Origin of the sequence: Bradyrhizobium sp. AT1 (assembly GCF_001590795.1) — a bacterium.
GTDB lineage: Bacteria > Pseudomonadota > Alphaproteobacteria > Rhizobiales > Xanthobacteraceae > Bradyrhizobium.
This window is the reverse complement of sequence record NZ_JXDL01000001.1, coordinates 2524324-2535579: the sequence shown is the minus strand read 5'-3', so window position 1 is coordinate 2535579 and position 11256 is coordinate 2524324. Positions and strand designations below refer to the sequence as shown.

General features: G+C 64.2%; 11 protein-coding genes. 8 read left to right on the top strand and 3 right to left on the bottom strand.

Going from position 1 to position 11256, the window contains the following annotated elements; translation table 11 throughout:
* Positions 1-589 (top strand): alanine dehydrogenase (locus SE92_RS12135; protein WP_502686759.1); only part of this gene is annotated, 589 nt, incomplete at its 5' end.
* A gap of 39 nt (positions 590-628) precedes the next feature.
* Here SE92_RS12135 and SE92_RS12130 read toward each other — a convergent pair.
* Genes SE92_RS12130 through SE92_RS12120 form a run of 3 tightly spaced genes read right to left on the bottom strand, consistent with a single transcriptional unit; the run spans position 629 to position 4667 of the window.
* The gene (locus tag SE92_RS12130) at positions 629-2539 is read right to left on the bottom strand and encodes a flavin-containing monooxygenase (RefSeq protein WP_063195912.1); all 1911 of its coding nucleotides are present in this window, start codon (positions 2537-2539) and stop codon (positions 629-631) included.
* Positions 2536-3177 carry a TetR/AcrR family transcriptional regulator gene (locus SE92_RS12125; RefSeq protein WP_063195911.1) on the bottom strand — a complete coding sequence of 214 codons (642 nt, stop codon included), beginning with the start codon at positions 3175-3177 and terminating at the stop codon, positions 2536-2538. Before SE92_RS12125 ends, SE92_RS12130 begins: the two co-directional genes overlap by 4 nt.
* Entirely contained in the window at positions 3174-4667 is a 1494-nt protein-coding gene (locus tag SE92_RS12120; protein ID WP_063195910.1) for an AMP-binding protein, read from the bottom strand. The genes SE92_RS12125 and SE92_RS12120 overlap by 4 nt, the downstream gene beginning before the upstream one ends.
* Before the next feature lie 169 nt (positions 4668-4836).
* Here SE92_RS12120 and SE92_RS12115 point away from each other — a divergent pair, with 169 nt between their 5' ends.
* The 7 genes from SE92_RS12115 (at position 4837) to SE92_RS12085 (ending at position 11136) form a co-directional block, all read left to right on the top strand.
* The gene (locus SE92_RS12115; RefSeq protein WP_063195909.1) at positions 4837-6096 is read left to right on the top strand and encodes an ABC transporter substrate-binding protein; all 1260 of its coding nucleotides are present in this window, start codon (positions 4837-4839) and stop codon (positions 6094-6096) included.
* 90 nt (positions 6097-6186) lie between these two features.
* On the top strand, positions 6187-7089 hold the full coding sequence (locus SE92_RS12110) for a branched-chain amino acid ABC transporter permease (protein ID WP_063195908.1): 903 nt from the start codon (positions 6187-6189) through the stop codon (positions 7087-7089).
* Positions 7086-8105, top strand: coding sequence for a branched-chain amino acid ABC transporter permease (locus tag SE92_RS12105; protein WP_063195907.1), 1020 nt, complete (start codon positions 7086-7088; stop codon positions 8103-8105). The genes SE92_RS12110 and SE92_RS12105 overlap by 4 nt, the downstream gene beginning before the upstream one ends.
* A gap of 2 nt (positions 8106-8107) precedes the next feature.
* On the top strand, positions 8108-8863 hold the full coding sequence (locus SE92_RS12100; protein ID WP_063195906.1) for an ABC transporter ATP-binding protein: 756 nt from the start codon (positions 8108-8110) through the stop codon (positions 8861-8863).
* Complete coding sequence (locus SE92_RS12095; protein WP_063195905.1) at positions 8860-9573, top strand: ABC transporter ATP-binding protein; 714 nt, start codon at positions 8860-8862, stop codon at positions 9571-9573. The genes SE92_RS12100 and SE92_RS12095 overlap by 4 nt, the downstream gene beginning before the upstream one ends.
* 165 nt (positions 9574-9738) lie before the next feature.
* Positions 9739-9957, top strand: a complete 219-nt coding sequence (locus SE92_RS12090) for a hypothetical protein (RefSeq protein ID WP_063195904.1) — start codon at positions 9739-9741, stop codon at positions 9955-9957.
* Positions 9958-10077: 120 nt separating this feature from the next.
* Positions 10078-11136: a YeiH family protein gene (locus tag SE92_RS12085; protein WP_063195903.1), complete on the top strand. Its 1059-nt coding sequence runs from the start codon at positions 10078-10080 to the stop codon at positions 11134-11136.
* Positions 11137-11256: the final 120 nt, after the last annotated feature.

Genomic DNA, 11256 nt, shown 5'->3' with positions numbered 1-11256 from the left:
CGGCGTGGTCGGGACGCAGGCGGCGCGCATGGCCGCGGGCCTCGGTGCCGAAGTCACCGTGATCGACCGCTCGATCCCGCGCTTGCGCGAATTGGACGATCTCTTTGCCGGACGCGTGCGCACCCGCTTCTCGACCATCGAGTCGGTCGAGGACGAAGTGTTTGCCGCCGACGTCGTGATCGGCGCGGTGCTGGTGCCGGGCGCCAGCGCGCCGAAGCTGGTCACGCGCGCGATGCTGACATCGATGCGGCCCGGCGCGGTGCTAGTCGACGTCGCGATCGACCAGGGCGGCTGCTTCGAGACCTCGCATCCAACCACGCATACCGATCCGACCTATGAGGTCGACGGCGTCGTGCACTATTGCGTCGCCAATATGCCGGGCGCGGTGCCGGTGACCTCGAGCCAGGCCCTGAACAATGCGACGCTGCCATTCGGCCTGATGCTGGCGAACAAAGGCTTCGCCGCCGTGCTGGAGAACCCGCATTTGCGCAACGGCCTGAACGTCCATCGCGGCCGGATTACCAACAAGGCGGTGGCGGAGAGTCTCGGGCTGGATTTCGCTCCGGTGGAGAGCGGGCTGGCGGCGTAGGAGCTGTACGCGCGATGACGATCTGGGGAGAGTGACGCCTCACCCCCTCGTCAGCCTGTACTGCCCAAAATCCGGATCATGCGTCATGCGCCAATAGTCTACGAACCGCCACGGCATCGCCGAGAACACGCGGCCGCTCGCGTTGCGGTAATAGGTGCTCATGCCGGGATGGGTCCAGATCATCGCCTCGTGCTCGGCATCGACCTTGCGGACGTAGTCGTCGAGCACGTCCTGGCGGACGTCGATCGCGGCGACGTCTTGCTCGATCATGCCGACGAGGCACGCCGAGATGTAGCGGCTCTGGCATTCCGACTGGAAGATGACGCTGCCGCCATGGGCGGGGCCGGAATTCGGACCGAGCATGCAGAAGAAGTTCGGAAAGCCGGGCACGGTGAGGCCAAGATGCGCGGTCGGATTGTCGTTGGCCCAGGCTGTGCGCAAATCCTTGCCGTCGCGGCCGCTGACGTTGAGGCGGGCTGCCATTTCCGTCACCTTGAATCCGGTCGCGACCACGATGATGTCGGCGGGGCGTTGCTTGCCGTCGGCGGTGACGATGCCGCCCTGATCAAAATGACCGATCGCGTCGGTGACGAGCTCGACATTGTCCCGCCTCAAGGTCTTGAACCAGTTGTTGTCGAGCAGGATGCGCTTGCCGTAAGGCGGGTAGGTCGGCACACATTTCTCGATCAGGTCCGGCCGATCCTTCAGCTCCGACAGAATGAAGTCGGTCAGCTCCTGGCGGTGCCGATCGTTGCCCTTGTTGACGGCGCGCTCGGGATGCGGCCAGGCCGGGTCCTTGCGCAGGAAGGGCAGCAGGCCGTCGCCATAGCGCCAGAACATGTTGAAGCGGTACCACTGCACATAGAACGGCAGGTGCGCCAGCAGCCAACGCGCACCCTCGCTGATCGGATCGGCATAACCCTTCACCGGCCGCGCCCATTGCGCGCTGCGCTGGTAGACCGTGACCGAGGCGACGCGGCCGGCGATCGCCGGCACCAACTGCATCGAGGTCGCGCCGGTGCCGATCACGGCGACATGCTTGCCGTCGATGTCGATGTCGTCGGACCACAGCGCCGAATGCAGGATCGTTCCCTTGAACTCTTCCTCACCCTTGAACCGGGCACGAGAGGGGTCGTTGAGCTGGCCGATGGCCGAGACCAATGCGGTGGATTCGAAAATCTCTTCGCCGTTGCTGGTTTTGAGCGTCGAGATCCAGCGCCGCTTGCTTTCGTCCCAGCGCGACGAGGTCAGCTCGGTGTTGACGCGCAGATGCTCGCGGATGCCGTATTCGCCCGCGACCTTCTGGAGATAGCCGAGCAACTCCTCGCGTTGGCAGAAATAGCGGGTCCATGCATTCCCCGAGCCAAAGGAATAGGAATAGGAGTGGTTCGGCGTGTCGACGCCGCAGCCGGGATAGCGGTTGATCCACCAGGTGCCGCCAAGCTCGGCGTTCTTCTCGACGATGGTGTAGGGGATGCCGAGATGGCCCAGCGCGACGCCGAGCGCGATGGCGCAAACGCCAGCGCCGACGATCAACACATGCTGTTCCCCGAGCTTGGCCTCGGAAGGGCGCGTCTTCCAACGCGGCTCGCGTGCCACAAAGCCCATCTCCTCGCGCATCAGCGGTGCATATTCCGGCGCAACCTTTTCGCCGAGGCAGGCGCGCATCATCTTCAACAGCAGCTCTTCGCCGGGATCGGCGATGACGGGCTTTGGCGGACCATCGGCGAACAGCTCGACCACCGCAGCGCGGATCTCGTCCTGGATCTCCCGCGGCACCCCGGCCTCGGGATCGGGAATGAGGCGTATGTCGCGCTTGGGCAAATAGGGCGGCGCGAGCCATTTCTCATCGCCGGTCATGTGCACCAGCACCATCAGCAGGCAGCGGATGTCGCCCTCGGCGATGGCAGAAGTGAGGTCGAGCGGGTGGTGCGGAGATGCGACGTTCATGGCGTGTCTCCGGATGCGCTGAAGAGGCCGCGCGTCATCAGCTTGCGATAGGCTGAGATGACGTGGTCGGGCACGGCGGTGACGCCGCCGGCGGAGTACGAGTAGCGGCGGCTGAGATAGCCGCGCGCACCCATCAGCATGTGGACGATGGCCTCGAATTCATCGTCGCTATAATCCTCGATCGCGCCGGCGGTGCGCGCCCGCCTGAGGATGCGGACATAGGCGACCGAGATATTGTCGAGGTGCTTCTGATAGCCGATGGGCGCGAAGAACTCGGCTTCATTCAGGATGCGCAAAAATTCCGGTACCTCGCGGATGAAATCGAAGAAGGCGGAAAAGCGCGCGATCTCCTGGCGCGCCGCATCCGCGGTGCCGGTGCGGGCGCGGATGAACTGGACCATGTCGAGGCCGATCTTGGGCAGCAGCTGGTCGAGCAGTTCCTGGCGGTTCTCGAAATGATTGTAGAAGGTGCCTTGCGCCACGCCGGCCTGCTCGGTGATGCGCGCGACGGAGGCTTCGGCGTAGCCATGCTTGCCGACGACCCTGGTCGCGGCCTCGAAGATCTTCTGCTTGGTCCAGGCGTTGCGCTCGATGCGGTTGAGCTTGGTCACTTTCTCGGTGGCTGAGCGTTGATTCATGCCACGGTCTCCAGTTCGGCGCGCAGCACGCGCTTGAGAATTTTTCCGGATGGGTTGCGCGGCAGGCTGGCGCGGAGGATCAGCTCTTTCGGTACCTTGAAACTCGCAAGCCGCGTCCGGCAATGCTCGGTGAGAGCAGAGAGCTCCAGTGCGGCGCCTTCCGCCAAGACCACGACGGCGACCGGCCGTTCGCCCCAGCGTGCGTCGCGGAGGCCGACCACTGCGACCTCGCGCACGTCAGGCAATTCATAGATGACGCGCTCGACCTCGGAGGAGGCGATGTTCTCGCCGCCGGAGATGATCATGTCCTTCTTGCGGTCGGTCAGATACAGAAAGCCTTCCTCGTCGAGATAGCCGACGTCGCCGCTGCGGAACCAATCACCGAAGAAGGCGGAGGCCGTCTTCTGCGGGTCGTTCCAGTAGCCGCGCGTGATCTTGGGGCCGCGCAGACAGATTTCGCCATTGACGTTGGCAGGCAGCGTCCTGCCGTCCTCGTCGCGGATCTCGATCTCGACATGAGCGATGGCGCGCCCGGTCGAGCCGATCTTCTCGATCTCGCGGCCTTCCTCCATGAAGGTGTCGCCGCCGACGGTCTCGGTGAGGCCATAGGCGTCGATGTAGCGCGCATTGCGGAAGTATTCCGAGAAGGCGCGGATGCGCATCTCCGGCGTCTTCTCGCCGCCGCCGATCGCCCATTGCAGGCTGGAGACGTCGTAACGGTCGCGCGTCGGGCAGGTCAGCATCGCCGTGGTCATCACGGGCGCGAACCAGGCGGCATTGAGCTTGTCTTCTGCGATGGCGGCGAGCGCCGTCTCAGCCTCGAAATTACGTTCGACGCGGATGAAGCCGCCATGCCAAAGCACGGCGATGCCGGGCAGGTCGAGCGCGCCGACGTGATAGAGCGGACCAACGACAAGAAGCCGCGTCTCGGCGCTGAGGCCGAGCGCAATCGTCTGATCCGCCGACTTCCAGTAGAAATTATCGTAAGTGAGCATCACGCCTTTGGGCCGGTCGGTGGTGCCGGAGGTGTACATCAGCCGCATCAGGTCGGATGGCTGGCACAAATGCATCGGCGCTGGCGCTGCTTCGCTTGCGAGTCGCGTGATGCTCTGCTGCGCGGCGTCGTCGAGCACGACGATCTTCGCGCCCGCGGCGTTCGCAGCCAATTCCTCATCGACGATCAGCAGCCGCGCGCCGGCATTGCCGGCGATGTAGCCGACCTCGTCGCGGGAGAGGCGGAAGTTGATCGGCAGGAAAGCCGCGCCGAGGTGGCTGGTGGCGAAGACGAGCTCCAGGAACGCCGCGCTGTTCTTCATCAGGACGGCCACGACGTCGCCGGCGCCGATGCCCTGCGACGCGAGCCAGCCTGCCACCGTTCGAACGCGTGCATCGAACGCCGCGTAGGAAATCTCCTCGCCGCGATATTTCAGCGCAGGCCGCTTCGGCGTGCGACGGGCATGGAAGGCGATGAAGCTCGAAAGGTTGATCATTCTGCTTTTCGGGCCGCCTGCCGGCCTCGTTTCCTTCTGAATGAATGGTGACTCATAATTCATGTTTGGCTTGACGTCACCCCCTACCTCTGAAATCCTTGAAAGCACGGAGACGGCACGATCTCCGACACGGGACCAGGAAACGCCGACCCGAAAGAGGGAGGGGAAAATGACGAGAACCCGCACGCCGGGCATCAGCCGCCGTTCAACACTGGCGCTGATGGGCGCCGGTGCGATGACGTTCGCCGCGCCGTGGGTGGCGCGTGCGCAAGCCAAGACCATCAAGATCGGCATGCCGACGATTCTGTCGGGGCGCGTCGCTCAGCTCGGCACGTCCTCGCGCAATGCGGTGATGCTCGAAGTCGAGAAGGTCAATGCCGCAGGCGGCCTCGCCGGTCGGCAGATCGAGATGGTGATCCGCGACTCCAAAGGCCAGCCGCAGGAAGCCGCGCGTGTCGCGCGCGAGCTCGTCAACACCGACGGCTGCGAATTGCTGCTCGACGGCGAGGCGTCGTCCGGATCGTTCGCGGTGCACGAGGTCGCGCGCGATCTCGGCGTGCTCTGCATCCATACCTGCTCCGAAGCATCCTCGCTCACGGCCGATCCGAAGCAGCACATCCCCAACGCGTTCCGCTGCGTCCGTCAGGGCATTCACGATTCCATCGTCGGCGGAAGTTATGCCGCCTCGATCGCCAAAACCAAGGGCTTGAAGAAATGGGCGACCTGCTCGCCCGACTACGCCTATGGCCGCGACACCACCGGCGAGTTCACGCTGTACCTGAAGCGCTTTGCGCCTGACGTCGAAATCATCAGCGAGTCCTGGCCGAAGCTGTTCCAGCCCGACTACACCGAGGTGGTGACGAAGATTTTGCAGGCCAAGCCGCAGGCGCTGTACTCCTGCCTGTGGGGCGGCGATCTCACCTCCTACATCGACCAGGCCAACATCTACGCGATGTTCGGCCAGATGGAGGTGTTCGCGGTCAACATGGCCGACTACACCGCGCTCACAGTGGTGAAGAACCTGCCGAAGGGCATCCATTCCGGCAATCGCTATATCAAGACGTTTCCGACCACGCCGGAGAACGCCGCCTGGGGCGATGCCTACAAGGCCAAGTACAACGAATATCCGACCAATTGGTCGTGGCAAAACGCGACCGCGGTGATGTTCCTGGCCGAGGCCGCGAAGAAGGCGAACTCCGCCGACGGCAAGAAGCTCGCGGAGGTCCTGAAGGGCCTCACCATCAAGTGCCCGTTCGGCGCCGACGGCACCGTGACGATGCGCGGCGACGACCATACGCTCGTGGGCTACGCCATCGGCTGGGGTACCACGATCCCGCAGGAGCCCTATGTCCCCGAGGTCAAGGCCGGCGACTGGAAGACCATCTTCGAACTCGAGGCCGAGTGGAAGAAGAGCAAGGGCTACACCTGATCCGATGCGCGGCGGGGGCGGGTGACCGTCTCCGCCGTTTTCGTTTGGTCCTCCGCGCCGTCTTGGGCGCGCGACAATGAAAGTGCTTCCGTGGACATCGACGCGCTCGCCGGCTGCCTCGCCAGCTCCGCCTGTCTGGTGACGCAGACCACCAGCGGCCTCATCATCGGCATGCTGCTATTCCTGGTCGCGGTCGGGCTGACGCTGATTTTCGGCGTGCTCAAGGTGGTCAATTTCAGCCACGGCGCCTTCTACATGTTCGGCGCCTACTTCGCGATGACGGCCTATCAGCTCACGGGAAGCTTTGCCCTTGCGATGCTGGCCGGCGCAGCCGGCACGGCGATCCTCGGCCTGATCTTCGAGCGCGTCTTCATGAGCCGCGTCTATGGCGCCGACGTGTTGATGCAGCTGCTCGTCTGCTACGCCTTCGTGCTGATCTTTGACGATGTCGTGCGCATCATCTGGGGGCCCGAATTCAGGTCGATGGGCATGCCGTCCGCCTTCCAGGTGATGCCGCTGTTCATCGCGGGGGGCGTGGTGCCGCCATATTATCTGCTGCTGATCGGCGTTGCGCTGGTTGCGGCCATCGTACTCGGCATCGGATTGTCGCGCAGCCGCGTCGGCAAGGTGATCCGCGCCGCTGCGCACAATCCGGGCATGGTTTCCGCGCTCGGCATCAACACCGGCCTGATCTATGGCGGCGTGTTCGCGCTCGGCGGCATGCTGGCGGGCCTTGCCGGCGCGCTTGCTGCACCCGTGCGCTCGCTGACGCCGGGAATGGGATTCTCGGTGCTGATCGAGTCCTTCATCGTGACCGTGATCGGCGGCATGGGCTCGATCCTGGGCGCGCTGATCGGCGCGCTGCTGCTCGGCCTCATCCGCTCGTTCGGCTCGCTCGGCTTTCCCTTGTTCACCGAAGGCCTGATGTACCTCTTCATGGTGATCGTGCTGGTCTCCAAACCCACCGGCCTGTTCGGCAAGGAGGCGGCATGACCGAGCTGGAGGCGGGGCGCGCGCAGGCACTTGCGCCCGTACGCGGCGGCGCGGCGCTGCAGCGCTATCGCGATGTCCTGATCGCGCTCATGGCCTTCGCCGTGTTGGCGAGCCTGCCGCTGTTCACGGGCAGCAAGGCGCTGCTCGACTTCGTCATTCGGTGCTCGGCTTATGGCCTGTTCGCGACCTCGCTCAACCTGCTGGTCGGCTACACTGGCCTGACCTCGTTCGGCCACGGCATGTTCTTTGGCCTCGGGGCCTACAGTTTCGGCCTGATCATGCAGAAGCTGGGCGTGCCGATTCCGGTCGCTTTCATCGCGACGCTTGTCATCACTGCGGTGATCGCCGCGGTCATCGGCGCCATCTGTGTGCGGCTGAAGGAGATCTATTTCGCCTTCGTCACGCTGGCGTTCCAGATGCTGATCCACTCGACCATCCTGTCCTGGGCGTCCTTTACCGGCGGCGATCAGGGCCTGCGTGGCGGCATTCCGCGCCCCGCCTTCCTCGGTATCAATCTCGCCAACCACATCCATCTCTACATTGCGAGCTGCGCATTGCTGATCCTCGGCCTGCTCGCGATGCGCCAGATCGCGCAATCGCCGTTCGGCTACACCTTGCGCATGATCCGCGACAATGCCGCGCGCGCGAGCTTCCTCGGCATCGACGTCTGGCGGGCAAAACTCACCGTGTTCGTGCTGGCGGCGCTGTTCGCGTCGATGGGCGGCATGGTGATGGCGTTGTTCGTCTCGGGCGCCTATCCGGAATTCGCCTACTGGACCATTTCGGGCGAAGCCATCTTTATCAACATGCTCGGCGGCGTCTCGACCTTCCTGGGCCCGATGGTCGGCACCGTGCTGCTGCTGCTGCTCAACGACACCGTGACGCGCTTCACCGAGTATCACGGCATCGTGCTCGGCGTCGTCATCCTGTTCTTCGCGCTGGGTCTGCGCAAGGGCCTGCTCGATTTCGTCGCCGAATGGGTCACGCGCCGGCGCGAGACAGGCGAGGGGCGCTAGCCATGCTCGAGATCCGCAACCTCGCAAAATCCTTTGGCGGCGTGAGGGCGACCAACGACGTCTCGCTCGATTTTCCCGACGGTTCCCTGACCGCGGTGATCGGCCCGAACGGCGCGGGCAAGAGCACTTTCTTCAACCTGATCACCGGCGCCTTGAAGCCGGATTCCGGCGAGGTGCTGCTCGATGGCGTCAATCTCGCCGGCGGCTCACCACCGGAAATCGTTCGCCACGGCATCGGCCGCGCCTTCCAGGTCGCCAGCATCTTCAAGTCACTCACGGTGCAGGAGACCATGCTGGCGGCTGTCAGCGCGGACCAGCGCACGTCCGCAGTGCTGCACAAGCGTTTTCCGCTGCCGGAGACGCGCGACCGCGCCGAGCACGTGATGGAGCTGCTGGGGCTTGCCGGCAAACGCCATCGCACGGCGGCAACGCTGTCGCATGGCGATCAAAAGCTGCTCGACATCGCGCTGGCGCTGGTGCTCGAACCAAAAGTGCTGCTGCTGGACGAGCCGACCGCCGGCATGGGCCCCGAAGAACGCTGGCGCATGATCGACAAGGTGCGCGAGCTCTGGGAGACCCAGAAGATCACCGTCGTCTTCATCGAGCACGACATGGACATCGTGTTCAAGATCGCGCCTAAAATTGTCGTGCTTTGCTACGGCCGCATCCTGGCAACCGGCACGCCCGACGAGATCCGCAACAACAGCGCTGTGATCGAGGCCTATCTTGGCACCGATCACGCGGGAGCGGCGGCATGAGTGCTGTCGTCATCGAAGTCGCCGATCTCGATGTCTATTACGGCACCAGCCAGATCCTGTTCGGCGTCGGCCTCTCGGTGCGGCAGGGCGAGACCATGGCGCTGCTCGGTCGCAATGGCGCCGGCAAGTCGACGACCATGAAGGCGATCATCGGGCTGGCGCCGCCGCGGCGTGGCCGGGTCAGCCTGCGCGGCGCCGTGATCTCCGGCATGAAGCCGCATCGTATCGCGCGCGCCGGGCTCGGCTTCGTGCCGGAGGACCGCCAGATCTTTCCGGAGCATACGGTCGAGGACAATCTCGTCATCGGGAAGAAGAAGGGACCCGAGGGCCAGGACGAATGGCCGATCAAGCGCATCTACGAGGTCTTTCCGCTGCTGGAGCCGCTGCGTCATCGCATCGCCGGACGCCTCTCGGGCGGCGAGCAGCAGATGCTGGCGATCGCACGCACGCTGATGGGTAATCCGGCGCTGCTGCTGCTGGACGAGCCGAGCGAGGGGCTGGCGCCGATCATCGTGCAGCGGATCGGTGAACTGCTGCGCCAGCTTCGGAGTATCGGATCGACGGTGCTGATCGCAGAGCAGAACATGCATTTCTGCCTTGGCCTTGCCAGCCACGCCACGGTCATCGACAAGGGCCAGATCGTCTATGCCGCGGGAATCGACGAGCTGAATGCGAATGATGCCATCCGGCGGCGTTATCTCGCCCTCTAGGCCGGGCGCCGGTGCCTAAGTAGGCCGGAAGAAGAAAACTATTGTCCCCAAGGCGCCCCACGGAAGGAGTTTCCCTCCGGGCGGGCAAAAACGCCAATCGTTTCCATTGCCGTTCGGGCGGGAAACGACGACATTCCCATCAGAAATTGATGGATTGGCGTAGCCATGGAACGCACTGGATTTGAGCCCTTCGGCGAGCAGCTGGTGTCCGCAACGGACGCCCAGCCGAAATCGCGCGCGTCGAAGCTCCTGCTGCGGGCCGGCACCACGCTGTTCTGGTCGCTGGTTGCTGGCATCGTGCTGGCCCGTGCGGCCTTCTTCGAGCCGGGCATCTATGACGGCTTCAGCCGGGTGGCTTCGCTCGCCAAGAATCTGATCTTCTAAGGCTGGCCCGAGCGGTTATTCCGTGCTGAGGACAGAACTTCCCTCGGCCCTGATATGCTGAAAACTTATTCCCCATTGAGCCGGCGCTGCGTATAAATATTTCTCCTCTGGGAGAGATTTGTGTCGCAGAATCAAGCATCCAGCCCGGCCGACGCCAAGCCGACCACTGCCGCTAGCCGCGTCGTGGCGCTGATTCCCGGCATTCTCCTTTGTATCGCCGTGGCCGGCGTCTCGGCCCTGCTCGAGCACCTGGAACTGGGCGTCTTCGAGCACCCCTATGTCGAGGCGCTGGTGATGGCGATCCTGCTCGGCATGGGGCTCCGCAGCTTCTGGAAACCGGCGCCACGCTGGCAGGCCGGGATCGCATTCAGCGCCAAACAGCTCCTCGAAGTTGCAGTCATGCTGCTGGGCGCCTCGATCAGTTTCGCCGCCATCGCCGCTTCGGGAATCGCGCTGCTGGCATCGATCGCCGCCGTCGTCGTGATCGCGCTCGGCGTCTCCTTCGGCATCAGCCGATTGCTCGGCCTGTCGACGCGGCTGTCGATCCTGATCGCCTGCGGCAACTCGATCTGCGGCAATTCCGCGATCGCCGCCGTGGCGCCGATCATCGGCGCCAACAATGACGAGATTGCATCCTCGATCTCCTTCACCGCCATCCTCGGCGTGATGATGGTGCTCGGCCTGCCGCTGCTGATTCCGCTGCTGCAATTGTCCGCCACGCAATATGGCATCCTCGCAGGCCTCACCGTTTACGCGGTGCCGCAGGTGCTGGCCGCCACGGTTCCGGCGGGGCTGGTCTCGACGCAGATCGGCACGCTCGTGAAGCTGATGCGCGTCTTGATGCTGGGTCCCGTCGTCGTCGGCCTGTCGCTGGCCGCCTCGCGCTGGCAGAGCGACGCCAAGAAGACCAATGTCGGCTTCTTCCGCCTCGTCCCCTGGTTCATCCTCGGCTTCCTCGCGCTTGCGACCTTGCGCTCCCTCGAGATCGTGCCGAGCACCGTGGTGGCGCCGATCACGAAGATCACCGGCTTTCTCACTGTCGTGTCGATGGCTGCGCTCGGCCTCGGCGTTGACGTCCGGGTGCTCGCCAATGTCGGCGGCAGGGTGACAGCCGCGGTGACGTTGTCGCTGATGCTGCTGCTCGGCATCAGCATCGCGCTGGTGCACTGGTTCAAGTGAGGGCGGCTGTAGCTGCGAACTCCTCTTCCTTCTCCCGTTGTGGGAGAAGGTGGCGCGAAGCGCCGGATGAGGGGTTCTATCCGCGAGTTCGAAACGAGAGAGAGGAGTTTGCGGACGCAG

Coding starts and splice junctions, on each gene's coding strand:
- SE92_RS12130 (WP_063195912.1), bottom strand. CDS start 2,539: ATGAACGTCGCATCTCCGCACCACCCGCTCGACCTCACTTCTGCCATC.
- SE92_RS12125 (WP_063195911.1), bottom strand. CDS start 3,177: ATGAATCAACGCTCAGCCACCGAGAAAGTGACCAAGCTCAACCGCATC.
- SE92_RS12120 (WP_063195910.1), bottom strand. CDS start 4,667: ATGATCAACCTTTCGAGCTTCATCGCCTTCCATGCCCGTCGCACGCCG.
- SE92_RS12115 (WP_063195909.1), top strand. CDS start 4,837: ATGACGAGAACCCGCACGCCGGGCATCAGCCGCCGTTCAACACTGGCG.
- SE92_RS12105 (WP_063195907.1), top strand. CDS start 7,086: ATGACCGAGCTGGAGGCGGGGCGCGCGCAGGCACTTGCGCCCGTACGC.
- SE92_RS12100 (WP_063195906.1), top strand. CDS start 8,108: ATGCTCGAGATCCGCAACCTCGCAAAATCCTTTGGCGGCGTGAGGGCG.
- SE92_RS12095 (WP_063195905.1), top strand. CDS start 8,860: ATGAGTGCTGTCGTCATCGAAGTCGCCGATCTCGATGTCTATTACGGC.
- SE92_RS12090 (WP_063195904.1), top strand. CDS start 9,739: ATGGAACGCACTGGATTTGAGCCCTTCGGCGAGCAGCTGGTGTCCGCA.